The organism is Agrobacterium sp. 33MFTa1.1, assembly GCF_004328495.1.
In the GTDB taxonomy this organism is placed as follows: Bacteria; Pseudomonadota; Alphaproteobacteria; order Rhizobiales; family Rhizobiaceae; genus Agrobacterium; species Agrobacterium pusense.
In genome coordinates this window covers 1,436,983-1,463,607 of sequence record NZ_CP036358.1, presented here as the reverse complement: position 1 = coordinate 1,463,607, position 26,625 = coordinate 1,436,983, and the positions used below count along the sequence as shown (strand labels likewise).

Genomic DNA, 26,625 nt, shown 5'->3' with positions numbered 1-26,625 from the left:
GTTGGTCCCTCAGAGTTTCTTCGCTGCGTCGAGAACGGCCTGGGCATGGCCGGCGACCTTCACCTTGTTCCAGATCTCCGCGATCTTGCCGTCCGGTCCAACGAGGAATGTGGTGCGCTCGACACCCATGTATTTTTTCCCATACATGCTTTTTTCCTTCCAGACGCCATAGGCTTCCAGAACCTTCCTCTCTTCGTCAGACGCGAGCATGACGGAAAGCGAATGTTTTGCCGCAAACTTGTCGTGGCTTTTGACGCTGTCGGGCGAGATGCCGATGACAACCGTGTTGGCCGCTTCGAATTCGCCGCCCAGCGCGCTGAAATCGATCGCTTCGGCGGTGCAGCCGGACGTGTCGTCCTTGGGGTAGAAATAAAGAACGACGGCCTTGCCTTGGAGTTTGGACAATGTCACCGTCCCTTCACCGTTGCGGGGCAAAGTGAAATCGGGAGCCGGGCCGCCAATTGTCAAGTCTGTCATAATCTACCTTTCTTTCGCCGGGATGTTGAGTGAAAGTTGCCACATTCGATATATAGCGAAACCGCGCGTCGTCCAGATCACGATTGGGATTTCAGATCGTTTCGACCTCAAATCCCAATCGTGATCCGGGTCAAGGAATTTGAGCGGGATTCCAGACGAGGACCGCTTACACTTTTCGCCATCCCGCTCCGGTGTTGCGGCGAAACAAAAGCTATTCAGGGGCAAATACGGGCGTATGGCTGAAGTCAGGGGTGAAAAGGTCAAGTTCGGCAGGCGCGATATCGTTGCGCTGCACGATCTGCCTTCGGCTCAGGCCGAGGATCCCATCATCGTGCATTGCCCGCCGCCGCGTTCCATGGCGCGTGCTTTCCTCAAGGTTTTCGCGGCTCTTTTCGTGCTCGCCTTCCTCTCTATCGGCGGCATCATTCTTTCCGTCGAGACCGGTTCGATTGACAATGCGCTGTCCAGCCAGGCGCAGCAGGCGCTGGAACGGGCGCTCGGACCGCATTACAGCGCGCGAATCGGATCATCGGCGATCAGGTTCTCCACCGGACTGCGCCTTGCGCTGGTGGCGGAGGATGTGGATATCGTCGAGAAGGAATCCGGCCAGCATCTGAGCAGGGCGCGGGCGATCGGCATGGCGCTCGATCCCCTCGCGCTTCTGGCGGGTCGCGTGTCGGTGGAGAGCCTAGAAGCCGACGGGATGGAGCTGGATACGGCGCTTTTACCCAAGGGCAGCGGGTTCGATCTTGCCAGCGTCAAGCTCGACGCCGTGCCGCTGCAATTGCAGGAAGCCTTCGGGCAGCTCGACAAGCTGGCACAGGCTTTCCTGAGCAGCGGAACCGAGGAAATCGATATTTCCAGCGTTTCCGTTCATCTGCCGCCGGGCGAACTGGGCAAGCCGCGCACCATCGAGGTGCGGGAACTGTCGCTGACGCCAGACCAGCAGGGCGGCTATTCGCTTGACGGGGAAACGCTGTTCAACGGCGAAATCGCCAGCGTGTCACTCAAGACCTCAGGTGCCGGCGGCGTGATCGACGGTTTCCAGGCCCGTATCGATGGCTTCGACATTGGCCCGTTTCTGGAAAAATACGATCCGGACGGAAACCTCCATGAGGGGCTGAATGTCAAGACGGGCATCAACATCGTTGCCCGCCGGGCCAAGGAGGGGCAGGAGCCGCGTCTCGACATCTCGCTCGGCCTCGGTAACGGCACGCTTCGGATCGGCGGCGAGGCCCAGCCCTTCACGGCCGGCACGGTGAATGCACGTTACGATTTCGCAAAAAGCACGCTTGTCATCGACAACTCGCGGGTGGAACTTGGACGTACGATCATTCCGGTCGCCGGCGTAATCAGCGATACGGAGGAGGGTTTTGGTCTGTCCCTCCGCATCGACGATGCGGTTGCTTCGTCCGAAGCCTCGGGCGAGGCCCCGGTTCCTTTCAGCCTGAAGGCGGACGGTCACTTCACGGCTGCGACGAAGCAACTCGACGTTTCATCGCTTTATGTCACGAGCCCACTCGGAGACATGGCGGGATCGCTGAAAATGCGGTTCGGCGAAGGGTCGCCCGAAATCAGCTTCGGCGGACAGATACCGAAGATGGAGGCCACGGCGGTCAAGCAGCTCTGGCCTTTCTGGATGGCGCACAAGCCGCGCGACTGGGTGGTTTCCAATCTTTATGGCGGCACGGTCACCAATGGCTCCATCGCAATCTTCATCCCGCAGGGCCGGATGTGCGGTCCCGGTTGCCCGCTGGTGCTCGGCGAGAGCGAAATGCAGATTCGTTTCGACATTGACGATACGCGCCTTAACACCACCGGCGACATTCCGCCCCTGCGTGATGTCGATGCGCATTTCGATCTCGTAGGCGGCAAGATGGCCGTCGAAATCAAGCGGGCGACGTCCTATTTCCCGTCCAACCGTTCGCTGGCGCTTGAGAACAGCCGGTTCGTGATTTCCTCGGTTTATGACAAGCCTCTGCTTGGAAATCTCGAACTCAGCGTATCGGGCTCCGCAGATGCCGTAGCGGAGCTTGCGACACTGAAGCCGATCAATGCGCTCAAGGACACGCAGTTCAAGCCGGAGGATTTCGCCGGCGATGTGCAAGCCAATGCGAAACTGACCATCGGCCTGCTTTCCAGCCAGAACCCGCCTCCGCCGGTGTGGACGGCCGATCTCGATCTGAAAAACCTGTCGCTGACGAAACCCTTCGCCGGCCACAAGGTGACGGCGCTCGACGGCTTCATGACGTTGAACGACCGTCAGCTCCTGCTTCAGGGCAAAGGCCGCGTCGATGACGTGCCGATGGATATCGAGATGACGGAGCCCGTGCGCAAGAACAGCGGTGTGGCTCCCACCCTGTCCCTGAAGGCCACGTTGACCGAGACACAGGTTGCCAAACTCGCGCCGGAGCTGTCCTCGGTTCTCGGTGGCACAACCGTTTTGGAGATCGACGGTGCCGATCCCAAACGCCAGGACGTACGGCTCGATCTGACCAAGGCGTCGATCATTCTTCCAGGGCTTGGCTGGAGCAAGGGCATCGGCATTCCGGCAAAAGCCGCCTTTACCATGGAAGTGGCGGACGGTCGCACCGCAATCACGGATTTTTCCCTTGATGGCGATGGTTTCGGTGCCGCCGGCGACATTGCCTTCAACAAGAGCGGTCTGATCTCGGCCGATCTCAGCCGCGTGCAGCTGTCGCCCTCCGATAATTATGCCGTTTCGTTGGCTGCTTCGAAAAACGGCTATATTATCAATGCTTCCGGAAAATCCGCGGATCTAAGGCCTTTCCTGTCGAAGCTGCGCAGTCCCGCCGGCGGTGGCGATGGTACGTCTCGTTCGCAGCCATCTCTTTCCATCAAGGCGCAGTTTGACAAGGTCTACGGGTTCAACGATGAGATCCTTGCCAATGTCAATTCCGATGTCAGCGTGCGTGACGGCAAGGTGCGCTCGATCGATTTTCGCGGCGTGACCGGCAACGGACAGGCGGTGGTCGCGCAGACCACCAATCGCGGCGCGACGGGGACTGTGACATTGACCAGCAGCGATGCGGGTTCGCTCGCGCGGTTTGCCAATATCTACAGCCGCATTCGTGGCGGTCTTCTCAACCTCGCACTGACGACCGCCAATGGCAGCGACTGGAGCGGCTCGCTGGATCTGCGCAATTTCTCCGTGGTCAACGAGGCCAAGTTGCAGGACATCGTCGCAACGCCCACGGGCGAGGATGGCAGGAGCCTCAACAATGCGGTCCGCCGCAACATCGATGTCAGTTCGGAGAAGTTCCAGCGCGGCTTTGCTCGGGTTGTGTATGTCAACGGTTCGATCGCGGTGGAAAACGGGGTTGTGCGCGGTGAACAGATCGGCGCAACGTTTCAGGGGCTGCTGAAGGATCAGAATGGCCGCATGGACATGACCGGCACCTTCATGCCCGCCTACGGGCTGAACCGGCTGTTCGGCGAGTTGCCCTTTATCGGCATCTTCCTCGGCAACGGGCGCGACCGCGGCCTGCTCGGCATTACCTTCAAGCTTTCCGGCCAGACGGACCAGCCGAAGCTGACGATCAACCCGCTGTCGCTGATTGCGCCCGGTGTTTTCAGGCAGATTTTCGAGTTCCAATAAAAAGGGCCGCTTTCGCGGCCCTTGATGCGGGTTTGGCGCTGGTTTACGCCGGGCGAACCAGCACGTGCTTCTTCTTGCCTACCGACAGCTTGATGATGCCATCACTCGTCACTTCGCCGGTGCCTATCATCTGGCGCTCGTCGGAAACGCCCTGATCATTGATCTTCACCGCACCGCCCTGAACATGGCGGCGGGCCTCGCCATTCGAACCGGCGAGACCTGCGCGGACGATGAGCGAGAGGACGCCGACGCCAGCTTCAAGTTCGGAGGCCGGAACCTCGATGGAAGGCAGGTTTTCGGCCAGCGCGCCCTCTTCGAAGGTCTTGCGCGCCGTTTCCGCGGCTTCTTCAGCAGCGGCACGGCCGTGCAGGATCGCGGTTACCTCGGTCGCCAGGATTTTCTTCGCCTCGTTGATTTCCGATCCACCGAGCGTAGCCAGACGCGCGATCTCTTCCATCGGCAGGGTCGTGAAGAGCTTGGCGAAGCGAACGACGTCGGCATCTTCGGTGTTGCGCCAGTATTGCCAGAAATCATAGACCGGCAGCAGGTCCTTGTTCAGCCACACGGCGCCCGAGGCCGACTTGCCCATCTTCGCACCCGAGGAGGTGGTCAGAAGCGGCGAGGTCAGCGCGTAAAGCTGCGGTGTCCCCATGCGGTGACCGAGGTCGATGCCGTTGATGATGTTGCCCCACTGGTCAGAGCCGCCCATCTGCAGGCGGCAGCCCGTGCGCTGGTTCAGTTCCACGAAATCGTAGGCCTGCAGGATCATGTAGTTGAATTCGAGGAAGGACAGCGACTGCTCGCGGTCGAGTCGTGTCTTCACGCTGTCGAAGGACAGCATGCGGTTGACCGAGAAGTGGCGGCCGACGTCACGCAGGAATTCGAGATAGTTCAATCCGCGCAGCCAGTCGGCATTGTTGATCATCAGCGCCGGGTTGCCGGGGCGGTCGTAATCGAGGTAGTTGGCGAAGACGTGCTTGAGCGAGGTGATGTTGTCCTCGATCATGTCGATCGTCATCAGCTTGCGGGCCTCTTCCTTGAAGGAGGGGTCGCCTACCATGCCGGTGCCGCCACCCATCAGCGAGATCGGCTGGTGGCCGGTCTGCTGCAGCCAGTGCAGCATCATGATCTGGGTGAGGTGGCCGACATGCAAACTCGAGGCCGTCGGGTCATAGCCGATATAGGCGGTCACGGTTTCCTTGGCGAACAATTCGTCGAGACCTGCCTCATCGGAGATCTGGTGAATGAAGCCGCGCTCATCGAGCGTGCGGAGGAAATCGGACTTGAACCTGGACATAACCTTTTACTTTCTGGTTTGATCTTTACGGCCATCGAAAACCGGTGACCGTCGCGGCTTTATCATTGTTTTTTGAAATGTGCACCCGTTTCGGCCATGAATGTCGGGATTCAAGGTCAGCATGATTCGAGATTGCAGGGGAGCGACAGGTGGGTGAGGTGAAAACGGCAATCGGACTGATGAGCGGCACGTCGATGGACGGCATCGATATCGCGCTTCTGCGTACCGATGGCGAGAGCGTGGTGCGGCATGGGCCAAGCGGCTATTTTCCCTATGATCCCGGCCTGCGGGCCATCTGGCAGAAGGCGCTGACGACAGCCAAATCCATTCGCGAACGGCGTGAGCGTCCGGGCGATCTTGGTGAGGCTGAACGGAAGCTGACGCTTGCCCATGCGGCGGCGGTGAAATCCTTTCTCCATCGTCACCGGCTTCTGCCTGGCGAAATCGATGTCATCGGCTTTCATGGCCAGACAGTGCTGCACCGGCCGGATGAGGCGCTGACGGTGCAGATCGGTGACGGACCTTTGCTGGCTGAAGAAACCGGTATCGACGTGGTCTACGATATGCGCGCCAATGACATGGTGCATGGCGGGCAGGGCGCGCCGCTCATTCCGGCCTATCATATGGCGCTGTCCGCCAACCTACCTGGCGGGTTTGAGACGCCTGCGGTCTTCGTCAATATCGGCGGTATCTCCAACCTCACCTTCATCGGTGAAGCTGGCCAGCTTGCCGCTTTCGATAGCGGCCCCGGCAATATGCTGATCGACCAGTGGATCGAGGCGCATACCGGCAAGGCTTTCGACAAAGGCGGCAGGACGGCGGCGGGTGGCAGCGTCATTGCCTCGCTGGTGGCGAGTTATATGGAAAGCCCGTTCTTTTCCAGTAATATTCGCCGTTCGCTGGATCGCAGCGATTTTGCGCCCCCGGAAAAGGGTGAGGTCTCGCTGGCCGATGGTGCACGGACTTTGGCGCATCTGACGGGGGCCGCCATTCTGAAGTCGGCAAGCTATCTGCCGGAGGCGGCGAAGACCTATGTGGTCTGTGGTGGCGGTCGGCTCAATCCGGTGATCATGGCGGAGTTTGCAGACCTAGCCGCAAAGGTCGGAGCGCGGGTGATTGCGGCGGAAGAGGCGGGGTTCGATGGTGGGGCGATGGAGGCGGAGGCCTGGGCCTATCTGGCCGTTCGGTCGCTGAAGGGGCTGCCGCTGACCTATCCCTGTACGACGGGGGTGAAGGAGCCGGTGACGGGTGGGGTTTTGGTGCGATGCTGATGACGTTGGCGGGTGGGGCTTACCCCCCTCTGCCCTGCCGGGCATCTCCCCCTCAAGGGGGGAGATCAGCAGGAGGCTTACTCTTCGCCTCAGCTGGGACGTTCAAGATGGCCGAAAGGTTGTGCTACGATTCGATCTCCCCCCTTGAGGGGGAGATGCCCGGCAGGGCAGAGGGGGGTAAGCCAAGCCCGCCGGGATCATAATAGGTCGATCAAGGCCTGCTTTAAATACGCCCCAAATCACCGAATACGCTTGGCAGCCGGTTCCGGCACAAGCTCGCCGTTCAGGCGACGGTCGAGATAGTCCTCGCATTCGCCCATCAGCTCATCCACCTTGCCGTTGAAGAAGTGGTTGGCGCCGGGGACGGTGCGGTGGGTGATGAGAATGCCCTTCTGCGTCTTCAGCTTTTCGACCAGGCCGTTGACATCCTTTTCGGGCGCGACCTTGTCGGAATCGCCGTTGATGATGAGGCCAGAAGACGGGCAGGGCGCAAGGAAGGAGAAGTCGTAGGTGTTCGGCTGCGGGGCAATCGACATGAAACCTTCGATTTCCGGGCGGCGCATCAGAAGCTGCATGCCGATCCAGGCGCCGAAGGAGTAACCCGCCACCCAACAGCTCTTGGAATCCGGATGCAGGCTCTGCACCCAGTCGAGCGCCGAGGCGGCATCGGACAGCTCGCCCGCACCGTGATCGAACTCGCCCTGGCTGCGGCCAATCGAACGGAAGTTGAACCGGAGCGTCGTGAAACCGCGCTTCTGGAAAAGATAGAAGAGCTGATAAACGATCTGGTTGTTCATCGTGCCGCCGAACTGCGGGTGCGGATGAAGGATGATCGCGATCGGCGCGCTCTTTTCCTTGGAGGGTTGATAACGGCCTTCGAGGCGACCCGCAGGGCCGTTAAAGATGACTTCGGGCATTGGTACTCCGGTCGTGTTTTTTCATTCTCCAACCGCATTCTTCCGATGAGAAGACTTGACGAACTCTGTCATCTTTTCTAGAACGCAGTTTAGAATAATTCGAAACTTTGCGTGTGCTAAAGCACTCGGGTGGTGTCATAAGGCAAGCGCAACTGTAATTTCAAGAAAAATGCGTTTTCGCGCATTGAAGATTGGATGAAGCCTTTCGGCGATGACGGTTTTGACGCGCACATATATGGACTGGAACGCCACGGCGCCGCTTCTGCCGGCCGTGCGGGAGGTGCTTGTGTCTGCGCTTGATCTTGCCGGCAATCCGTCTTCCGTCCACCGGGAAGGGCGTGCCGCCCGCGCGGCCGTCGAGACGGCTCGCCGGGAGGTTGCGGCGCTTGGCGGCGCTGAGCCGGCGCATGTGACTTTCACCAGCGGTGCGACGGAAGCGGCCAATCTGGTGCTTGTGCCGGAATTCAGGATGGGACGCAGCCCGGTTCGGGTAAGCCGGCTCTATGTTTCCGCCATCGAGCATCCGGCATTCCGCGAAGGTGGCCGTTTCGAAAAGAGTGACGTAACGGAAGTTCCCGTTACGTCAGCGGGTGTCCTTGATCTTGCCGCTCTTGAAGCGTTGCTGTCTTCGCATGACAGGTCGTCCGGGCTGCCGCTGGTCGCTTGCATGCTGGTTAATAACGAGACCGGCATCCTTCAGCCTGTGGCGGAAGCGGCGCGGCTGGTTCATGCGGCGGGCGGTCTGATGGTTGTCGACGCTGTTCAGGCTGCCGGCCGCGTGCCGCTCGATATCAACGCGCTCGATGCGGATTTCCTTGTGATTTCGTCTCACAAGCTCGGTGGCCCGAAGGGTGGCGGCGCTCTTATCTCGCGCGGCGAGGTGATGATGCCGAAGCCGCTGATCCATGGTGGCGGCCAGGAAAAGGGCCATCGTTCGGGTACGGAAAATACCCTGTCGGTCATCGGTTTGGGTGCCGCTGCGGCTTTTGCCTCCCGGAATGTCGAGGTTGAGGCGGCGCGTCTTTCCGCGCTGCGGGCGCGGCTGGAAAACGGTATGCGCGTGAACGCGCCTGATGTGATCATCCACGGTGACGATGTCATGCGCGTCGCCAACACAACGTTTTTCACGCTTCCGGGCCTGAAGGCCGAGACCGGGCAGATCGCCTTCGATATAGAAGGTATCGCACTGTCGGCAGGGTCGGCCTGCTCATCGGGCAAGGTGGGCGAAAGCCATGTGCTGAGCGCGATGGGGCGCGATCCCAAGCTCGGCGCGCTCCGGATTTCGATTGGCCACGCGACTGACGAGGCGGACATTGAACGGACGCTCGCGGCGTTTGCGAAAATTGCCGGACGGCGCAAGCTTTCCGGTCAGGCCGCGTAAAATGCGGCAAAGAATTGCGGATTAGCAATTTTCCGCTTGCCGGGATGTGTGAAAAGCGCCATCCCGCACCTACATGGGTATAAGCTCTGCCCCGGCTGACGGCTCGGAGCGATTTGCCCGAAGATGAATAAGGCGGCTTTCCGCCTTGATACGTTGACAAGCCACCGGACCTTGGCTCCGGCGAGATTGGAGAACGACATGGCAGCGGTTCAGGAAACGATCGATCAGGTCCGCCAGATCGATGTGGACCAGTATAAATACGGCTTCGAAACCAATATCGAAGTCGACAAGGCCCCGAAGGGTCTTTCGGAAGAGGTGATCCGTTTCATCTCGGGCAAGAAGCAGGAGCCGGAATGGATGCTGGAATGGCGTCTTGAGGCTTACAAGCGCTGGCTGACGATGGAAGAGCCGACCTGGGCGCGCGTCAGCTACCCCAAGATCGACTTCAACGATCTCTATTATTATGCCGCGCCGAAAAGCACCCCCGGCCCGAAGTCGCTCGATGAAGTCGACCCGGAGCTGCTGAAGGTCTATGAAAAGCTCGGCATTCCGCTGAAAGAACAGGAAATCCTCGCTGGCGTCGAAAAGCGTCAGGTCGCTGTTGATGCCGTGTTCGACAGTGTTTCGGTCGTCACCACCTTCAAGGCAGAATTGGCCAAGGCCGGCGTGATCTTCATGTCGATTTCGGAAGCCGTGCGCGAGCATCCGGAGCTGGTGAAGAAATATCTCGGCTCGGTCGTTCCGACGACGGACAATTTTTATGCGACGCTGAACTCGGCCGTCTTTACTGACGGTTCCTTCGTGTTCGTGCCGAAGGGCGTTCGTTGCCCGATGGAGCTTTCCACCTATTTCCGCATCAACGAAAAGAACACCGGCCAGTTCGAGCGCACGCTGATCATCGCCGAAGAGGGGGCTTACGTCTCCTATCTGGAAGGCTGCACCGCTCCCCAGCGCGACGAGAACCAGCTTCACGCCGCCGTTGTTGAACTCGTGGCGCTCGATGATGCCGAAATCAAATATTCCACCGTCCAGAACTGGTATCCGGGCGACAAGGAAGGCAAGGGCGGCATCTACAATTTCGTGACCAAGCGCGGCGATTGCCGTGGCAACCGCTCGAAGATCTCGTGGACGCAGGTGGAGACCGGTTCGGCCATCACCTGGAAATACCCGTCCTGCATCCTGCGCGGTGATGACAGCCGTGGCGAGTTCTATTCGATCGCGGTCTCCAATGGTCACCAGCAGATCGACAGTGGCACCAAGATGATCCATCTCGGCAAGAACACGTCGAGCCGCATCATCGCCAAGGGTATCGCCGCCGGTTTCTCAGAAAACGTCTATCGCGGCCAGGTCTCGGCCCACCGCAAGGCGACCAACACGCGTAACTTCACGCAGTGCGACTCGCTGCTGATCGGCGACAAGTGCGGCGCGCATACCGTGCCTTACATCGAGGCGAAGAACTCCTCCGCGCACTTCGAGCATGAGGCGACGACGTCGAAGATTTCCGAAGACCAGCTGTTCTATTGCCTGCAGCGCGGCATTCCCGAGGAAGCGGCGATCGCGCTGATCGTCAACGGCTTCGTGAAGGAAGTCATTCAGGAACTGCCGATGGAATTTGCCGTGGAAGCGCAGAAGCTGATCGGCATTTCGCTCGAAGGGTCTGTGGGATAAGTTTTCCTCGTCATCCTCGGGCTTGTCCCGAGGATCTACGGCCCTTGGCCTGAGCAGAGACAACCCACTTCCTGGATCCTCGGGTCAAGCCCGAGGATGACGGATGAGAGATTTGAGACAAGCCCTGATGGGGCGCACGAGGCGGTCCTTGAAACCGCACCATGAACAGGAACAATACCATGCTTGAAATCATCGACCTGCACGCAAAGATCGCCGATACCGAAACCGAGATCATCAAGGGTCTTAACCTGAAGGTTGCCGCCGGTGAGGTTGCTGCCATCATGGGGCCGAACGGTTCCGGCAAGTCGACGCTGTCCTACATCCTGTCGGGCCGTGAGGACTACGAAGTCACCTCCGGTGACATTCTCTATAACGGCGAAAGCATTCTGGAGCTGGACGCTGCCGAGCGGGCTGCGAAGGGCATTTTCCTTGCCTTCCAGTATCCGGTCGAAATTCCGGGTGTTGCCACCATGCAGTTCCTGAAGGTCGCGATGAACGAGCAGCGCAAGGCGCGCGGCGAGTCCGAACTGACGACGCCGGACTTTATCCGCCGCGTCAAGGAAGCAGCCGGCGATCTGAAGATCGACATGGAGATGCTGAAGCGTCCGCTCAACGTCGGGTTCTCCGGCGGTGAGAAGAAGCGTGCCGAAATCCTGCAGATGGCGCTTCTGGAGCCGAAGCTCTGCGTTCTCGACGAAACCGATAGCGGCCTCGACATCGACGCGCTGAAGATCGTGGCTGACGGCGTCAATGCGCTGAAGTCGCCGGATCGCGCGACCGTCGTCATCACCCACTATCAGCGCCTGCTCGACTACATCGTGCCTGACAGCGTTCACGTTCTCTACAAGGGCAAGATCATCCGCTCGGGTGACAAGGCTCTCGCGCTGGAACTGGAAAACAACGGTTACGCCGACATCATCGGTGAAGCGGCCTGATCGAAGGCCAGGAGGTGATGTCCATGAACATTCAAGCTACCAACCGGCTGACGCCAGCGGAAACCGCGCTGGTCGATGCCTATACCGCCAAGTTCAGCGAGCTGCCCGGCGACGGCGCCGTGGTTGCCGCGCGTGACGTGCTGTTCGACGATCTGAAGACAGGTGGTCTTCCGACACGCCGCATCGAGGCCTGGCACTATACCGATCTGAAGAGCCTGCTGCGCACGGTTCCGGAAGACCGGCCCGCGCCTGTCATCGAGAAGGCTGCGTCGATTATTGCCGGTTCGCCTGTGGCTTACATGCTGCATGGCACGGCCGATATCGGCAAGGTCGATGGTGTCAGCGTATCGCGCTTTGCCGACAGCCTGCTCGATGGCTCTGCCGCGGCTGGCCTTGCGGAAGCCAGCAAGGATGACACGATTGGCCGCATCAATGGCAGCTTTGTGCGTGACGGCCTCGTGGTCGAAATTCCCGCCGATGCTGAGCTCGACAAGCCGATCGAACTGCAGGCTATCCATGGCGCAGGCCAGGTTCACAGCCGCTTCCCGGTGCGCTTCGGCAAGGGTTCGAAAGCGACCGTCATTGAGCGTCACCTTTCGGTGACGCCCGATGCGGCGCTGGTCTCCTCGGTCAGCGATATCGTCGTTGAGGATGGCGCGGAAGCAACCTGGATCCTTTTGCAACAGCAGGGTGGCGCCGATATTCACCTTGGCCAGCTGCGCATCAAGCTTGGCGCGGAAGCCAAGTTGCGTCTCTTCCTGATCAATGCCGGCGGCAAGCTGGTGCGTCAGGAACTGCGCATCGATGTGGAAGGTGAGGGCACTGATCTCATCGTTCGCGGCGTCAACCTTCTCGGTGGCGAAACCCATACGGACGTGACGATGGTTCTTGGCCACAACGTGCCGAACACGACCTCGACGGAAGTTTTCCGCAACGTGGTGTTCGACCGCGCGAAGGGCATTTTCCAGGGCATGATCCGGGTCGCACCGGATGCCCAGAAGACCGACGCGAAGATGGCGTGCAACACGCTGCTCATGTCTGACGATGGCGAGTTCTCGGCAAAGCCGGAACTGGAAATCTTCGCCGACGACGTTCAGTGCGGCCATGGCGCGACGGTTGCCGATATCAGCGACAACCATCTCTACTACCTGATGGCACGCGGCGTTCCGCGGGCAAAGGCACGGGCGATGCTCGTCAACGCCTTCGTTGCCGAGATCGTCGAGGAACTGGAAGAAGAAAATCTGGTAGAGGCGCTGGAGACGATCATTTCCGGCTGGCTGGAGCATCACGCTTAGCAACCTCTCCGTCGTCATCCTCGGGCTTGTCCCGAGGATGAGGTGAAGCAGCGGTAACGCTGTGCAAAAACCGGAGCTCTCCAGAAGAGCACCATGAAAGGGCCCGAGAAATGGACCAGACCGCAATGGCGGCCCCTTATGACATCGAAGCCGTGCGCAAGGATTTCCCGATCCTGTCGCGCGAGGTCTATGGCAAGCCGCTGGTCTATCTCGACAACGGCGCGTCCGCTCAAAAACCGCAGGTGGTGATCGACGCCGTTTCGCATGCTTATGCAAATGAGTACGCTAACGTGCATCGCGGTCTGCATTTCCTCTCCAATGCCGCAACCGACGCCTATGAGGCGGCGCGCGAAAAAGTGCGCCGGTTCCTCAATGCCGATTCGGTGGACGAGATCGTCTTCACCAAATCCTCCACCGAGGCGATCAATACGGTCGCTTACGGTTATGGCATGCCCAAGATCGGCGAGGGCGACGAGATCGTCATCTCGATCATGGAGCACCACTCCAATATCGTGCCGTGGCATTTCATCCGCGAGCGGCAGGGCGCCAAGCTCGTCTGGGTGCCGGTTGATGATGACGGCGCATTTCATATCGAGGCTTTCGAAAAGAGCCTGACGGAGCGCACCAAGCTCGTTGCCATCACCCATATGTCGAATGCGCTCGGCACCATCGTGCCGGTCAAGGAAATCTGCCGTATCGCGCATGAGCGTGGCATTCCGGTGCTGATCGATGGATCACAGGGCGCTGTTCATATGCCTGTGGATGTGCGGGATATCGATTGCGACTGGTATGTGATGACGGGCCACAAGCTTTATGGTCCCTCCGGCATCGGCGTGCTCTATGGCAAGGCCGACCGGCTGCGCGAGATGCGGCCGTTCCAGGGCGGCGGCGAGATGATCCTCGACGTCTCCGAAGACAATGTCACCTATAACGAGCCGCCGCATCGTTTCGAAGCGGGTACGCCGCCCATCGTGCAGGCGATCGGCCTCGGTTACGCGCTCGATTACATGGACAATCTCGGCCGTGCCGCGATTGCAGCACACGAGGCCGATCTTGCCGCTTATGCCGCCGAGCGGCTGCGCGAGATCAATTCGCTGCGCATCATCGGCAACGCGCCTGACAAGGGCGGCATTTTCTCCTTCGAGCTTGAGGGCATTCACGCCCATGACGTCTCGATGGTGATCGACCGGCGCGGCGTTGCCGTGCGGGCCGGCACCCATTGCGCCATGCCGCTCTTGAAACGCTTCGGCGTCACCTCCACATGCCGGGCATCGTTCGGCCTTTACAATACCCGCGCCGAAGTAGACTCTCTTGTCGAGGCGCTGGAATATGCGCGCAAATTTTTCGCCTGATATCGCAGCTTGAAATCAGGATTGAGGTTTAAGACCATGACTGCCGATGCCACTGCAAAGACCCAGGATGCGACCGAAGCTCAGGAAAAGGTATCCACCATTCCGCCGGATGAGCTTGCACGCCTCAGCGACGATGTGATCGCGGCGCTGAAGACCGTTTATGACCCGGAAATTCCGGCCGACATCTTCGAACTCGGGCTGGTCTACAAGATCGATATCGAAGACGACCGGATGGTCAAGATCGTCATGACGCTGACGGCCCCCGGTTGCCCCGTCGCTGGCGAAATGCCGGGCTGGGTGGAGAACGCCGTTGGCGCCGTCGAAGGTGTTTCCGGTGTCACCGTCGAAATGACGTTCGATCCGCCGTGGACGCCGGACCGCATGTCGGAAGAAGCGCAGGTTGCCGTCGGCTGGTACTGATTTGATTTTGCCTGGTGTCATCCCTTGATGACATCGTCAGGCGCACTTAAATTGAATTCCATAAGCATCGAGCCTTGAACTCGATTGTCGAAGGAGAATGGGCCCATGGGCTTTGCAATCATGACCATGACCGGGGCTGCTGCCTCGCGCGTTAAAGCGATCGTCGAAAATTCCGGACCGGACGCCAAGGGCGTGCGCGTCGGCATTAAGAAGGGCGGTTGCGCGGGCATGGAATATACCATCGACCTCGTGACCGAGCCGGATGCGAAGGACGATCTGGTGGAATTCGAAGGCGCGAAAGTCTGGGTTCAGCCTTCCGCCGTGCTTTATCTGCTCGGCACGCAGATGGATTTCGAAGTGACCAAGATGCGCTCCGGTTTCACCTTCAACAATCCGAACCAGACCTCTGCCTGCGGCTGCGGTGAATCGGTTGAGCTGAAGCCTGCGGATCTCGCCGCGCTTGCAAAGCAGCGTGAGGCAGAAGCCAGCGTTTGATTGGTTACGCTATCTCTGCGATGGAGAGGTAGACATTCTTATGCACACAGCGCTCCCACAAACGCGACGTCATCCTCGGGCTTGACCCGAGGGTTCCATCCCCGTCAAATCGCTTGAGACGTTTGTAGATCCTCGGGTCAAGCCCGAGGGTAACGGATGACAAGTTTCAGGTTTTTTCCGCAGACTGCGTCTCACGCAAAATCAGCTTTCCAAGGATCATGACTGCTGTTTGAAGGCTTCGATGAAATCGGCCAGCGGATGGATTGATGGCGTGGTCATCAATAGCGGTTCGAGAGCCGCGGCGATCTCCCGACAATCTTCTGCAGAGAGTGGCCGGAGGCTTGACGTGATCCTGTTATAGTGAGGCGTCCCGCGCGATGCGAGCGAGCGATGGATCACAAACACTTCCGTCTGCCCGTCCTGTCGCTCCACAAAAAGGGCAAGCGATCCGCCGTCTGCAGCCGCAGCGCTATCGGATACGGATTTGAACATCGAGACTCCATGCGGTAGATTTCCGGAGAGCCTATCCGATTGACGTCATGAAGCAAGATTGAATGCGGATGGTTTCAGTGAGGGGGTAGCCGGCGTGGGGAATAGCAGCAGCTCGATTGATGTTTGGACACTTGGCCTCGTTGCTGCCGGCATTCTGGTCGGCCTGACGTTGGTTGTCGGTATTCTTTTCCTCTCCTTTTCTTGGGAGGCTAAAGCACGCAGGCGCGTGTCATCAGCCACCACGGAAGGCGTTCAGTTCGAACGAACTGAAGGCGGCGAGTGGCCAACGGTGCGTGGAGACGGGGGCGGAGGGGGCCATCATTGAACGGGCGGTTCACGTGTTGAGACCGGCAGGGGAGATCACGGCCACGGCAAGGGCGGCGGTAAATGCTGCTTTCGCGCACGTCACCCTAGGCGGCGGTGTGGGTCTTCGTGAGGCCGCCGCGATTGATGATTACGCGAGCCATGATGTGCTTGCCGCCCGCCGCGCCGAGGATGAAAAGGACGATTGGTCTGCGATCACGGTGGAGGACGTGGACCTCCACTCCGCCAGTCCTGCGTTTTTTGATGCCGAAGCAATGCGGTTTCATCTACCCGCCTACATGATCGCCGATCTCGACGGTTGTTACCGGCACGAGTTCGTGCCCCATCTGCGCGGCCGCCCGGAGAAATTTGCGCTGTTGAACGACGCTCAAAGGCGGGCCGTTGAATTATATTTGCACGCCCTCCTGCAGCGAAACTACCCGCCGTCTTACCAGACCGATGTAGAACAGGCGCTTGAGGAATGGCGGCAAGCCGCAGATCGTTAGGCCGGATTGATCACTCGTGTCTCAGGGCTTCGATCGGGCTGAGACTCGCCGCACGTCGCGCGGGAAAATAGCCGAAAATCACGCCGATGGCGGCTGAAAAGGCGAAGGCGAGGAAGATGATCGATGGGCTGGTGACGAAAGGCACGTTGAGGAAGCTGACGACCGCGTAGGCGAGGCCGAGGCCGGTGAGGATGCCGACGATGCCGCCGAAGGCCGAGAGCATCACCGCTTCCACCAGAAACTGTGTCAGCACCTGTTTTTCCAATGCGCCGATGGCAAGCCGAATGCCGATCTCACGCGTGCGCTCTGTTACCGAGACCAGCATGATGTTCATGATGCCGATGCCGCCCACGAGAAGGCTGACGGCGGCGACCGCGCCGAGAAGTCCGGTGAGAAGCGTCGTCGTGCCGGTCATGGCGGAAGCGATCTGCGTCATGTCGTTGACAGTAAAATCATCCTCGCGGCCGATGTTGATGCGGCGACGCTCGCGCAGCAGGTTTTGCAGGTCGCTCTGCACCTTGGCGGTGGAAACGCCATCCTGCGCCGAAACCATGATCGAGGAAATGGTGGTGGTGCCGCCAATGCGCCGCTGGTGGATTTTGAGCGGCATGATGATCGTGTCGTCCTGATCGTCGCCGAGGCCGGACTGGCCTTTGCGGGCGAGAACGCCGATGACGGGGCAGGAGATGTTGCTGACGCGGATCGTCTGTCCCACAGGGTTTTCCGCACCGAACAGTTCCTGACGCACGGTTTCGCCGATGATGCAGCCGATCTGACCGCCGCGATCTTCGGCGGGCTGGAAGTCACGGCCCAGCGCGATCGTCCAGTCCTGGGCGATCAGGTAATCATTGGTGGTGCCGATGACGCTTGTCTGGTGGTTCTTGCCGCCGAAAATGACGGTTGCTGCGGAACTGCGGTTCTGCGGTGCGACGGCGCGTATGCCTGATATCTGGTTTCGGATCGCCTCGACATCGCGGTCATCGAAGCGCTTGGCTTCAGTGCTGGCGCGGCCGGGGCCGAACTGGCCGGGGCGCACGAACAGCATGTTGGTGCCGAGCCGTGACAATTCCGATTTTACCTGCTCGGTCGTACCGTTGCCGATGGTGACCATGGCAATGACGGCGGCCACACCAATGACGACGCCGAGCACGGTGAGGAAGGAGCGCAACAGGTTGCGGCTGATGGCGCGGAGCGCAAGACGCGATGTTTCAAAGAACATCCAATGTCTCCTTATGATCCGCGGCGCTGTCGGAGGCGAGGTGGCCGTCGACAAAACGCAGCAGGCGCCCGGCATAAGCGGCGATATCCTCCTCATGGGTTACCATGACGACGGTGATGCCCTTGTCGCGATTGAGCGAAGTTATCAGTTCCATGATTTCGACGCTCGTCTTCGTATCGAGATTGCCGGTCGGCTCGTCGGCCAGAAGCAGGGCCGGGCGGGTGACGATGGCGCGGGCAATGGCCACACGCTGCTGCTGGCCGCCGGAAAGCTCCTGCGTGGTGTGATCTTCGCGACCTTTCAGTCCCACCTGTGCCAGCGCCTCCATGGCGCGCTCACGCCGTTCCGAAGCCTTCATGCCCCGATAGATCAGCGGCAGTTCGACATTTTCCACCGCAGAGGTGCGGGAGAGAAGGTTAAAGCCCTGAAACACGAAACCGAGCATGTGCCGGCGCAAGAGCGTCAGATGTTCGTTATCGAAGCCGCTGGTCGGCACGCCCTGGAAGAGATATTCGCCAGCCGATGGGACGTCCAGACAGCCGATGATGTTCATCGAGGTGGATTTGCCCGATCCCGACGGTCCCATGATGGCGACGAATTCCTTCTCGCGGATCGACAGGCTGACGCCGTCGAGCGCGCGGATCGTCGCTTCGCCGCGACCATATTGCTTCACGACATCACGGAACTCGATGAGCGGCGGCTGTTGCATGCGCTTGTCCTCCGTCAGCCGGCGTTACGGGCCGTTGCGTCGGTAATTACCTGGTCATCGGCTTTTAATTCGCCAGATTTCACCACGGTATGCTGGCCGTCGGTGGAGCCAGTTTCGATTGCGACGGAAAGCGGATTGTTGTTGCGCAGCACCCAGACCGTCCTTTTACCCTGGGCGGCCTGGCCGGCATCGCGGTTTTGCGGGCGGCCCATGCGGGGCGGTCGGAACAGGCTCATCAACCCGCCCCCACGCGAAGCGGATTCGCGCGGCGGTGTATAACGAAGCGCGGAATTGGGTACCAGCAGGGCGTCCTTGATCTCTTCAACGATGATATTGGCCGTTGCCGTCATGCCGGGGCGAAGCAGCAGTTCTGCATTGTCGACCGTCAATATGCCCTTATAGGTCACCACGTTGGATACGGTTTCCGAGGCGAAGCGCACGGTCTCGATCTCGGCCGGGAAGCTGCGGTCGGGATAGGCATCGACGTTGAATGTGGCCTTCTGCCCGGTTTCCACCTTGCCGACATCGGCCTCATCCACCGAGACCTGCAGCTCCATGTGGCGCAGATCGCCGGCGATGGTGAAGAGAACAGGGGCATTGAGCGAGGAGGCGACCGTGGCGCCGGGATCGACGCTGCGGGTGAGGATAACGCCATCGATCGGCGAAACGATCTTGGCCTTGCCCAGATTGACCTCGGCGAGCCGCAGATCGGCTTCCGCCGACAGCACGGTCGCCTCATTAACCTCAAGCGTTGCGGCCGCCGCATCATGGGTGAACTGCGCGGCGTCCAGATCCTGCTGGCTGGAGACGCGGTTCTGAACCAGGGATCGCAGGCGCTCCATGGATGTCTTTGCCGAGCCAAGGTCCGCGCGGGCCTTCAGCACATTGGCCTTGGCGGAAGCGAGCTTGGCGCGGGCGCTCTGCACGTCGGCTTCCAGCTTGTTGGTATCCAGCTCCGCCAGAACGTCTCCGGCCTTGACCGGGGTGTTGTAGGTGACGTTGACCTTGCGCACCGTGCCGGACAGTTCGCTCGATATATCAACCTGATCCGTCGGCTGAACCGAGCCGGTGGAGGTGACGATGACCGAGAGATCGCCCTGACGCGCTGCTTCCGTGGTGTAGCTATAAGCCACACCGCCTGCGCGTGACTGGTAATAATAACCAAGACCGCCGCCAATCAGCACAATGGCTGCTGCCACATAGAGGAACCGACGCGACTTTTTCTTGCGGCCGTTTCTGGTCGTCCCCAAAATCTCGCGCAGATCGGGCTGGCTGTTTTTGGTATCGCTGCCACTGGTATTGGCGTCATTCATTCTCGTCACCCGCAAAGTTCAAAATACTACAGAGAGTTGCCGCCGCTCTCCGGTTTGTTCGTCCGTCTGTCGCCGTTATATTCCTCTGATTGTGGGAAGTGACATAGCTTGCCCCAAGGGTGAAGTGAAAACTTGGTAATATTTATGATAGTTCTGGTCTGCTAGAGATAGGTATTCGAAAAGCCGATGCCACAGATGCGGCAGAGGTTTCAGCAGCGACATTCAGGACGATGATGAAATGAACGACAATGTGGTGAAGTTCCGCAAACCGGTGCCGCCGAAGAAGCCGCGCGAACCGCTCGGGCCAAAAGCGAAGAGGGCATTGACGGTTGCGGCTGTCATATTGTTTTTCGCGGCCGCATGGGGCTATTTCACGCTGATGGGGCAGGGGTAGAGCAAAGTGCTGGCATAGGCGTTCTGCTTAGGAGCAGGATGGAAGTATGCAAATCGGCTAAAGCGGTGGGCCTCCGCCGCTCATTCTGATCACGGGGATTGGCCAAAGCGGTTGTCGGGCGACTACCGTGTCGCCCGACAAGTTGCCCTTAGCCGACTAGCCGCAAACGGGCATTTTCGAACGGATAACCTTCATCATCAATCGCACGACGGGAAAGCTCCTGAAAGCCGAGCGATCTATAGAAGCCCATCGCCTGCACGTTTTCAGTATAGGCTTCAAGCGAAAGCTCGCCCTTCAAATTCAGCGCGTGCGAAACGAGTTTACGCCCGATACCGAGGCCTTGATGGCACGGGGAAACAAATAAGCCGCCGATGAAAGTGTCGAGCAGACTGATAAAGCCCGCAGCTTGGCCGTTTAATGTTGCGACCCACGTTTGGGCGCCAGGCAAATATTGTTCCTCAATAAGTGCCTTTTGCTCCATCAAACGACGCTCGCCGATAAACGGATGAGCAAGCAACGAGGCTTCGAGCCAGATGTTGGAGAGATTTACTGTGTCCGAGGCCTCGAAAGGCCGGATGATAACGTCCTCGAATTTCATGAGAACTCCGCAGAAAAGATATGCAAAAAGGTCCGGCTACCGATACTGGTGCCAGGTGAAGCCGCAAATTGCGGTCGAAATCACAAGCCTCTGCGCATAAATCTCCTCTGCTATTGGGCGGCTTTTAGGGGACAGCAAACAATTAATCAATGACCGCAATTGGCGCTTCTGCGCGATTATGGCCGTCGGCCCTAAGCGGACGGCAAAATTACGCCGGCGCGCGATTTCCATTCCGAAGCAAGAACCGCGTAAATATACTCGTCTCCCCAGACGTCTCGGAAGCGGTCGTTCTGGATCAAATGCGCTTCTCGACGCAGTCCAAGGCGCTCAACAACGCCGACCGAACCCTCATTCGCAGCGTCCAGCCGCGCGAAGATTCGATGAAATCCGATTGACGAGAAGCCTATGCTGACCATCGCGCCAACAGCCTCCGTTGCATACCCGTTCCCCGCGAATTCTGGATTGAAAATATATCCAACCTCTCCCTGCAGTGCATCAACACTTGCCAGCTTCAACAGGACTTCACCGACCAGTGCGTTGTCAGCCTTTCGCTCGACGGCCAGTCGATAGGTGTCGCCATCCTTCTCAAATGGTGCCGCCAAAATCGCCGAGAACTGCTCTTGCAAAGCATCTCCAGTTGGAGGTGCAGCGTAAAGATACCGGTAAACCTCCTGCAGAGAATGGTAGGCTGAATAGCCGGGGAAATCGCCTCTTGTGAATTCGCGCAGGACAAGGCGGTCGGTCGAAAGCGGTGCACCTAATTTTTGAAGTTGCATCAAGTACCTGATTGATTTTTGCCCCTCCGGGAACCCCGGGGCGGCCTCGTTAAACTCGGCCTCTAGGTAGGTCGTCTTCCGTCGCTTACAATGGTACGACCCCTGCGCAATCCCGCCCGATAAATAACTTGCCGTGGCGGCTGCAAAAGGCGTTTGCCAACGGCATCATATCCAATACCTATCAACACGGCCAAGGGAGTGGATCGCATGAAAGGCTTTCGCGACAGTGTGTTGTTTCCGATCACCCTCTTGATCGGCGGCGTTATCGCGTTTTTTCTCTTTCTTTACCTGACTGGCCACGATCCGGACGAGCGACCTCTGACCTTGGTGGAATGGGTTATCGGCGGCACGCTGATCGGACCGGGTTTCGGGTATCTCATGAAATGGAGAAGAGCGAAGGATCGCCGGAGCGCAAATACGGAATGAAACCGTGTCTGCGATCGAACCCAAACCAGTCATTTGTGGGGAATGCAAGAAAGCGGTGGCGACCCCTGCAGGACTCGAACCTGCGACCTACTGCTTAGAAGGAATTAACAATTTTAATAAAATCAATCACTTAATGTATGTATCCTGCATGCGGTTGGACGATCATGCAGGATACTGTTTCACCGATTTGCCTTCACTCGTAGCTCTCTGATCCGCCTGCCTCATGCCAGGTCACCATCTTGCGCATGGCATTGTCGGCAAGCTCCGGATGCATCGCGAGATAGTGTTTCAGGATCTCGTTTGCGCTGTTGAACGTATGGCCCGTGATAGCGCAAATCTCCGGAATGGTGCAGCCCGCTCTTGCCAGCCAGGTCACGGCCGTGTCGCGCAGATCCTGATCTCGGAGCGTCGAGCAGCTCGGCATTGGTTTGATTTCTTTGCGGTGACCTTGTGCCGGCAGTCCGCTGGTCGCGGCCGCCTTCACTAGCGTGTAGCGCTTGTAATAGCTGAACGTGTCGAACTGCGACCAGTCGCGCTCATCGAGGACCACGTGCGGTGAAACAACCTCAGCCTTTTTGCGTCGCTCCTGCATCGCCTTGATGCGGTTTGTCAGCTCCGGCGCTTCTGGAATGGAAACGATCGCCTTTGTCTTCATCTGCCGAAAATTGACGCGGCCGCGCTCGCGCCCAAGGAATGTGAACTGCCGGCGGTCGTTCTGGCGCTGGCCTGTCCACACGCCCAGGACGATCATATCCGCGATCTCGGGCAAGCCGATCGCGTCAGCAACCTTCACCATCTGCTCGATCTCGGCCGGCGTGCCGGCACGGATCCGCGATGGCGGCGTTTTCATTCGGAGCTTGTGTGCGGGGTTGATCAGCATTTCCGGAAGCTTGCCGCGATCCATGGCCCACTGCAGGGCGGTGCCCAGTCGCCGCATCGTGTTCACAGCTTCCGCCAGGCCGGAGTTTGTCCGGATGCGGTCATACATGCCAAGGCAGATTGGTTTCGTGAGCGCAGCGGCTTCTGCGGCCCAAACATCGGGCATCTGTCTTGCGATGACATCGCCGTTTCTGCGGTACTCGTACCGGGTCTTCGGTGAAATGTCCGCGATCGCCGGGTTTTTCTCCGGGGTGAGCCAGTCTTTCCAAAGCTGCTCGAGCGGATAGGTCGGCAGCACGGGCGCAATCCGTTGCGGCCTTTCCGCCGGCATCCTTGCTTTCGCTCTGGCCTGCTCGCGCTGCTCGGCCTCGATCTCGCGGGCGAATTCCTGTGACCAGTCCAGCGCCTGGCCGGCCGTCATCCAGTTGCCGTCGTCCTCGTTGCGTAGATCCTTGCCCTTGTAGCCTCGATCGCGAAGTGTCTTCGACGGCTCGAAGCGTGGGCGACCATTGCGCCAGGTGACATAGGGGATTTTCGGTTGGGGTTTTTTCATGGCTTATACTCGAAACATATTGCCGTTGATGCTGTAGACGGATCCGGGTGCGATGCTGGATCCGCCGGTTGAGATGATCCAGCCACCGCTCCATTCTTTAAATCTAAAAGAGGCCTCGCTTGCCCAACACTCAGCCTTGGTGGCACGAAGGCGATCACCGGGTTTGAGGACGTCGCGCAAGGCGATATCGGCGAGATGGTTTCGCAGAGCGTTTATCGCTATCCGTTGTTCGATGTGAGGTGCATCACGGTAGGTGTCCTCGAATTCCCGCGATGTCTGCGCCTTGTGACGGCCTTTGAGGACCGCCCATTCATTTCCGATATCGGTTTCTGCGTCCTGGCGGCTCGCCTGATAGCAAAGCAGGGCGTCTTTGGTGACGATGCTCTTGATGGTGAAGCGGCCGCTGTCTTCGGTGATTGTATGGCCGGTGTTGGCGACAGCGCCGATCCTCGCGCGGAAGCATTTCAGCTTTGGATGAATGTAGAGTTCTGCTTTGATGTCGCTCATGGTCGGATCCTCGATAAAAAATGCCCGGCGGTCACGCGAAACAAAGACCGCCGGGCAGGTAGGCCCCGGGAGACTGGAGCCACTGGAGGGATTAGCGGGGCCGGTGGTCCGCCATTGGTACCGGCCCCGCATCGCCGCCCACTGCGGGGGAAGCGGGCGGTGATTGCTTCCGGCGCGTGGCGCGCCAGATTGCGATGAAGGTAAGCGCCTGGGCGATGAGCAACGGCGCGATCGACATAGACCACTGCGCGATCGTCATTGCACGGTCCTCAGCGCCGGGCGTCGGTAGCGTGCTAGGTTCAGCACCGGGCAGCCGCTATCGACGTCCTCGAGCGCGCGGCGGGCCTCTATGAGCATGATGGTCCGCGACGATTTTGCTGCGATCGCACCCTGCAGGTACCCGTCGATCTCAGCCCTGGCGGCGCGCATTTCGCGCAGCTCGTCCTCGAGGCGCTTCATCAGCGCGTCCTGGACGCTACCCAGGCGCTCGAGTTCGTGAATGGTCTCGCCGGCGCTCATGGTGCGTTCTCCTGCTCGGTGAAGCGGGTGAACATGGCCTCGATCTCGGCGAGTTCCTTTTTTGCCTTATCGAGTGTACGCTTGGCGATGTCCTCCGCGATCGTGTCCATTTCGGCAGAAATGAGTTCCATTGCCTGCCAATAGCCAGGCACGCCGTTGGCCCACGTTTGGCTTACGTCAACCTTCGGCTCCGTCATGACCGCGTCGCGGCTGGTAGGTTCCATCCACTCGATTGCCTTCCGAAGATGCTCGGCGCGGTTGGCGGCCTTTGCCACCTTGTCTGCGAAGGTTTTCAAGTCAGTCATGCTCCACCTCTTGCGATCCGCTTTTCCGCCGCCGCCTGCCAGTTGGAGAGGGCGGACAGCATGCTGCTGGTTGAGGTCGACCGAATGCCGGCGAGCTTGATCGATGCGCCGCGCCAGTCAGATTTCCAGACTGCACCTTCGTTTGCCTGCAACTCATCGACGATCGCAATAACGGCGCGTTCGTGCGCCGCCCGCTGTTCGTAGCTGTAGGGCGGCAGGGCCGATTTACGCTCGGTGATGAAATCGCAAAGGCGTTGCAGATTGCTCATGCTTCACCGCCTTCCATTGCCGCCAGCTGCCGCGACACCAGTCCCTCGATTTCGAGGAGCGGAATGCGACCGCTGGCGTGGATGATGAGCTCGGAGACAAACCACATGCGGGTGTGGTCGTCGATCGCTGCCTGCCGCGCCCATGTCGGCTTCTCTGCGATGAGCTCCTGCATGCGGATTTCGAGTCGGCCGAGATCGTACCGGGCCTCCTGCTTTGGCGGTGCTGCGGCGAGACGATCAACAATACCGATCTCCTCAAGGGCTTCTTCCAGCTTGTCTTCCAGAGCGCCGATATGCTTGACTTCGTGATGATCGCGAAGAACCTCCACGATACGATCGCGCAGGTTCGGCATCTGTTTTAGTGCCTGGTTCATGCGTCACCCCGCAGTCTCTGCAGGGCGATGCCGCCGCCAGTCGTGAGCGAAATGTTCGGCGCGCGGCCGCGCACGAGCTGCTTTTCTTCAAGCCGGCGGATCGTTGCCAGATTGAAGCGCTTGTTGCCGACCTGCAGGCGGCCGTCGACTATCCGCTGCTGGCGGAAAAAGTCGATCGAGGCGAGGGCGACTTTTTCCGCTTTCTCGAGGTTTTTGCGCGGATCCAGCACGGCAGGGTTTTCGGTGAGAGGCGTCATCGTCATGCCGCTTCCTCCTGGCCTTCGAAGTCATCTTCGATTTCACGGTTGAGATCTTCGGCTGCTTCCTTTGATGCGTCTCTGCAAGGGATCCTGCAGATGACTTCGTTGCTCTCGTCGATCGACAGCTCAAGTCCGCACCAGAAGCGCGCGGCTGCCTTGTCGTCGCCGTTGGGCGTGAACGTGTTGGGGGATGTGCCGGTGAATACGTCCCGTTCGTCCGTTGGCTCGAATATTTCCGATCGCCAGAATTCCTGCCGGTACGATCCGCATTGGGGGCACTTTGTCACCTTGCGGAGACGTTGTTCTTTGTAGGTGAGCAGGTTCATAGCGCCGGCTCCCTCCGCATCTCCGCGCGGGTGCGCGTCGCGTGTGGTTGGTATTCCCGCTCGATCTCGTCGACGTAGATGTCGACAAGTGTTGGGATGCCGGGCGCCGCGATGAAATTCGCAGCGATCGATGCGTGCGTCTGGATCTGGAAGCGCATAAGCGAAACCAGCAGCATCATCGGGTTGCCGTGGCGGTTGAGCTCGTCATTGACGAAATCAGCCATTCGAACGGCGAAGTCGCTGGAGGCGATGCGAGCCATACAGCGCACATAAGGATCTTCGTGCGTGAGGGCGTCGACTTCGGACAGGCCAGAGTGTCGGATCTTGCTCATGCCGCCGCTCCCGCCGCATAGGCGGCTGTGAGCTGGGCGCGGTCCACGTGGATCCGGACAAGTGATCCGGCTGTGCGCATTGCGTGGGCCTTGATCTCGCCATACTGGCGAAGCCATTTTTCCATACCTTCACGATGCCAGCGCAGTTTCTTCTGCCCGGGCAAAGGTGCCGGCATGCCGTGCTCGATGATGAGGCCATTGCGCTTGCGCAGAAAGGTTTCCCTTTGCAGGCCGAGCGCTTCGGCCACGTCTTCCGCCTGCATGAAGCGGTCATTTGAATTCTGGAGCATGTTTCGCGTCTCCCGTGTGAATTTGCGGCTGCAAATCAGCGCGCACAGAGAGATTGTATGAATTTCATGTGAAAAGCAAATGAATATGTGAATTTCGCATTTCTAACATATGCATTGTTAGGAATGAAGTTGTGAAAAACTTCTTAGC

General features: G+C 59.2%; 31 protein-coding genes. 12 read left to right on the top strand and 19 right to left on the bottom strand.

The genetic code is table 11. The annotated features are described in order from the left end of the window. Window positions 1–9 precede the first annotated feature (9 nt). Window positions 10–477: a thioredoxin-dependent thiol peroxidase gene (gene bcp, locus EYD00_RS07465; RefSeq protein WP_004442409.1), complete on the bottom strand. Its 468-nt coding sequence runs from the start codon at window positions 475–477 to the stop codon at window positions 10–12. A 235-nt stretch (window positions 478–712) separates the two neighbouring features. Here bcp and EYD00_RS07460 point away from each other — a divergent pair, with 235 nt between their 5' ends. After that, entirely contained in the window at window positions 713–4,096 is a 3,384-nt protein-coding gene (locus tag EYD00_RS07460) for a YhdP family protein (RefSeq protein WP_004442406.1), read from the top strand. Window positions 4,097–4,139: 43 nt separating this feature from the next. Here EYD00_RS07460 and tyrS read toward each other — a convergent pair whose 3' ends face one another. Next, window positions 4,140–5,393, bottom strand: coding sequence for a tyrosine--tRNA ligase (gene tyrS, locus EYD00_RS07455; protein WP_004442404.1), 1,254 nt, complete (start codon window positions 5,391–5,393; stop codon window positions 4,140–4,142). Between the two features lie 149 nt (window positions 5,394–5,542). On the opposite strand from tyrS, the gene EYD00_RS07450 reads away from it, so the two are divergent. Next, window positions 5,543–6,664, top strand: coding sequence for an anhydro-N-acetylmuramic acid kinase (locus tag EYD00_RS07450; RefSeq protein WP_034499111.1), 1,122 nt, complete (start codon window positions 5,543–5,545; stop codon window positions 6,662–6,664). Between the two features lie 239 nt (window positions 6,665–6,903). On the opposite strand, the gene EYD00_RS07440 is transcribed toward EYD00_RS07450, so the two are convergent. Continuing rightward, window positions 6,904–7,581: an alpha/beta hydrolase gene (locus tag EYD00_RS07440; RefSeq protein WP_003522662.1), complete on the bottom strand. Its 678-nt coding sequence runs from the start codon at window positions 7,579–7,581 to the stop codon at window positions 6,904–6,906. A 211-nt stretch (window positions 7,582–7,792) separates the two neighbouring features. On the opposite strand from EYD00_RS07440, the gene EYD00_RS07435 reads away from it, so the two are divergent. From EYD00_RS07435 to sufA, 7 genes are all read left to right on the top strand, one after another. Continuing rightward, on the top strand, window positions 7,793–8,962 hold the full coding sequence (locus EYD00_RS07435; protein WP_034499108.1) for a cysteine desulfurase family protein: 1,170 nt from the start codon (window positions 7,793–7,795) through the stop codon (window positions 8,960–8,962). A gap of 198 nt (window positions 8,963–9,160) precedes the next feature. Continuing rightward, on the top strand, window positions 9,161–10,630 hold the full coding sequence (sufB, locus tag EYD00_RS07430; RefSeq protein WP_004442395.1) for a Fe-S cluster assembly protein SufB: 1,470 nt from the start codon (window positions 9,161–9,163) through the stop codon (window positions 10,628–10,630). Between the two features lie 179 nt (window positions 10,631–10,809). Next, window positions 10,810–11,565, top strand: coding sequence for a Fe-S cluster assembly ATPase SufC (gene sufC / locus EYD00_RS07425; protein ID WP_003522658.1), 756 nt, complete (start codon window positions 10,810–10,812; stop codon window positions 11,563–11,565). Between the two features lie 23 nt (window positions 11,566–11,588). Then, complete coding sequence (gene sufD, locus EYD00_RS07420) at window positions 11,589–12,860, top strand: Fe-S cluster assembly protein SufD (protein WP_004442392.1); 1,272 nt, start codon at window positions 11,589–11,591, stop codon at window positions 12,858–12,860. Between the two features lie 110 nt (window positions 12,861–12,970). Next, on the top strand, window positions 12,971–14,212 hold the full coding sequence (locus EYD00_RS07415) for a cysteine desulfurase (RefSeq protein WP_004442389.1): 1,242 nt from the start codon (window positions 12,971–12,973) through the stop codon (window positions 14,210–14,212). A gap of 36 nt (window positions 14,213–14,248) precedes the next feature. Beyond that, window positions 14,249–14,632 (top strand): SUF system Fe-S cluster assembly protein, encoded by a 384-nt coding sequence (locus tag EYD00_RS07410; protein WP_004442386.1) that lies wholly within the window; start codon window positions 14,249–14,251, stop codon window positions 14,630–14,632. 105 nt (window positions 14,633–14,737) lie between these two features. Next, the gene (sufA, locus tag EYD00_RS07405; RefSeq protein WP_004442383.1) at window positions 14,738–15,127 is read left to right on the top strand and encodes a Fe-S cluster assembly scaffold SufA; all 390 of its coding nucleotides are present in this window, start codon (window positions 14,738–14,740) and stop codon (window positions 15,125–15,127) included. 216 nt (window positions 15,128–15,343) lie between these two features. On the opposite strand, the gene EYD00_RS07400 is transcribed toward sufA, so the two are convergent. Further along, the gene (locus EYD00_RS07400) at window positions 15,344–15,619 is read right to left on the bottom strand and encodes a hypothetical protein (protein ID WP_004442381.1); all 276 of its coding nucleotides are present in this window, start codon (window positions 15,617–15,619) and stop codon (window positions 15,344–15,346) included. 338 nt (window positions 15,620–15,957) lie between these two features. Here EYD00_RS07400 and EYD00_RS07390 point away from each other — a divergent pair, with 338 nt between their 5' ends. After that, window positions 15,958–16,428 (top strand): DUF6714 family protein, encoded by a 471-nt coding sequence (locus tag EYD00_RS07390; RefSeq protein WP_234882505.1) that lies wholly within the window; start codon window positions 15,958–15,960, stop codon window positions 16,426–16,428. 10 nt (window positions 16,429–16,438) lie between these two features. On the opposite strand, the gene EYD00_RS07385 is transcribed toward EYD00_RS07390, so the two are convergent. The 3 genes from EYD00_RS07385 to EYD00_RS07375 are packed head-to-tail and all read right to left on the bottom strand — an operon-like array spanning window position 16,439 to window position 19,669. Next, on the bottom strand, window positions 16,439–17,647 hold the full coding sequence (locus EYD00_RS07385) for an ABC transporter permease (protein ID WP_004442376.1): 1,209 nt from the start codon (window positions 17,645–17,647) through the stop codon (window positions 16,439–16,441). Continuing rightward, window positions 17,637–18,356, bottom strand: coding sequence for an ABC transporter ATP-binding protein (locus EYD00_RS07380; protein ID WP_004442374.1), 720 nt, complete (start codon window positions 18,354–18,356; stop codon window positions 17,637–17,639). Before EYD00_RS07380 ends, EYD00_RS07385 begins: the two co-directional genes overlap by 11 nt. 14 nt (window positions 18,357–18,370) lie before the next feature. Next, window positions 18,371–19,669 carry an efflux RND transporter periplasmic adaptor subunit gene (locus tag EYD00_RS07375; protein ID WP_004442370.1) on the bottom strand — a complete coding sequence of 433 codons (1,299 nt, stop codon included), beginning with the start codon at window positions 19,667–19,669 and terminating at the stop codon, window positions 18,371–18,373. 238 nt (window positions 19,670–19,907) lie between these two features. Here EYD00_RS07375 and EYD00_RS07370 point away from each other — a divergent pair, with 238 nt between their 5' ends. Then, on the top strand, window positions 19,908–20,063 hold the full coding sequence (locus EYD00_RS07370; protein ID WP_004442368.1) for a hypothetical protein: 156 nt from the start codon (window positions 19,908–19,910) through the stop codon (window positions 20,061–20,063). 148 nt (window positions 20,064–20,211) lie between these two features. On the opposite strand, the gene EYD00_RS07365 is transcribed toward EYD00_RS07370, so the two are convergent. Continuing rightward, a complete protein-coding gene (locus EYD00_RS07365; RefSeq protein ID WP_004442365.1) occupies window positions 20,212–20,661 on the bottom strand; it encodes a GNAT family N-acetyltransferase in 450 nt (149 codons plus the stop codon). A gap of 191 nt (window positions 20,662–20,852) precedes the next feature. Further along, window positions 20,853–21,437, bottom strand: a complete 585-nt coding sequence (locus tag EYD00_RS07360) for a GNAT family N-acetyltransferase (protein ID WP_004442364.1) — start codon at window positions 21,435–21,437, stop codon at window positions 20,853–20,855. A gap of 207 nt (window positions 21,438–21,644) precedes the next feature. Here EYD00_RS07360 and EYD00_RS07350 point away from each other — a divergent pair, with 207 nt between their 5' ends. Next, complete coding sequence (locus EYD00_RS07350; protein ID WP_004442362.1) at window positions 21,645–21,863, top strand: hypothetical protein; 219 nt, start codon at window positions 21,645–21,647, stop codon at window positions 21,861–21,863. Between the two features lie 193 nt (window positions 21,864–22,056). Here EYD00_RS07350 and EYD00_RS07345 read toward each other — a convergent pair whose 3' ends face one another. From EYD00_RS07345 to EYD00_RS07300, 10 genes are all read right to left on the bottom strand, one after another. Further along, window positions 22,057–23,163 carry a site-specific integrase gene (locus EYD00_RS07345; protein WP_131258821.1) on the bottom strand — a complete coding sequence of 369 codons (1,107 nt, stop codon included), beginning with the start codon at window positions 23,161–23,163 and terminating at the stop codon, window positions 22,057–22,059. 135 nt (window positions 23,164–23,298) lie between these two features. Then, window positions 23,299–23,802 carry a hypothetical protein gene (locus EYD00_RS07340; protein WP_034499098.1) on the bottom strand — a complete coding sequence of 168 codons (504 nt, stop codon included), beginning with the start codon at window positions 23,800–23,802 and terminating at the stop codon, window positions 23,299–23,301. A gap of 255 nt (window positions 23,803–24,057) precedes the next feature. Continuing rightward, on the bottom strand, window positions 24,058–24,321 hold the full coding sequence (locus EYD00_RS07335; RefSeq protein WP_034499096.1) for a hypothetical protein: 264 nt from the start codon (window positions 24,319–24,321) through the stop codon (window positions 24,058–24,060). Continuing rightward, a complete protein-coding gene (locus EYD00_RS07330) occupies window positions 24,318–24,626 on the bottom strand; it encodes a hypothetical protein (protein WP_034499093.1) in 309 nt (102 codons plus the stop codon). The genes EYD00_RS07335 and EYD00_RS07330 overlap by 4 nt, the downstream gene beginning before the upstream one ends. Then, window positions 24,623–24,895 carry a hypothetical protein gene (locus tag EYD00_RS07325; protein WP_034499090.1) on the bottom strand — a complete coding sequence of 91 codons (273 nt, stop codon included), beginning with the start codon at window positions 24,893–24,895 and terminating at the stop codon, window positions 24,623–24,625. Before EYD00_RS07325 ends, EYD00_RS07330 begins: the two co-directional genes overlap by 4 nt. Continuing rightward, entirely contained in the window at window positions 24,892–25,269 is a 378-nt protein-coding gene (locus tag EYD00_RS07320) for a hypothetical protein (RefSeq protein ID WP_034499087.1), read from the bottom strand. Before EYD00_RS07320 ends, EYD00_RS07325 begins: the two co-directional genes overlap by 4 nt. Further along, the gene (locus EYD00_RS07315; protein WP_034499085.1) at window positions 25,266–25,532 is read right to left on the bottom strand and encodes a hypothetical protein; all 267 of its coding nucleotides are present in this window, start codon (window positions 25,530–25,532) and stop codon (window positions 25,266–25,268) included. The genes EYD00_RS07320 and EYD00_RS07315 overlap by 4 nt, the downstream gene beginning before the upstream one ends. Next, window positions 25,529–25,855: a hypothetical protein gene (locus EYD00_RS07310; RefSeq protein ID WP_034499082.1), complete on the bottom strand. Its 327-nt coding sequence runs from the start codon at window positions 25,853–25,855 to the stop codon at window positions 25,529–25,531. Before EYD00_RS07310 ends, EYD00_RS07315 begins: the two co-directional genes overlap by 4 nt. Continuing rightward, window positions 25,852–26,187 carry a hypothetical protein gene (locus EYD00_RS07305; RefSeq protein ID WP_051674222.1) on the bottom strand — a complete coding sequence of 112 codons (336 nt, stop codon included), beginning with the start codon at window positions 26,185–26,187 and terminating at the stop codon, window positions 25,852–25,854. The genes EYD00_RS07310 and EYD00_RS07305 overlap by 4 nt, the downstream gene beginning before the upstream one ends. Beyond that, on the bottom strand, window positions 26,184–26,477 hold the full coding sequence (locus EYD00_RS07300) for a MerR family transcriptional regulator (protein WP_034499080.1): 294 nt from the start codon (window positions 26,475–26,477) through the stop codon (window positions 26,184–26,186). Before EYD00_RS07300 ends, EYD00_RS07305 begins: the two co-directional genes overlap by 4 nt. Window positions 26,478–26,625: the final 148 nt, after the last annotated feature.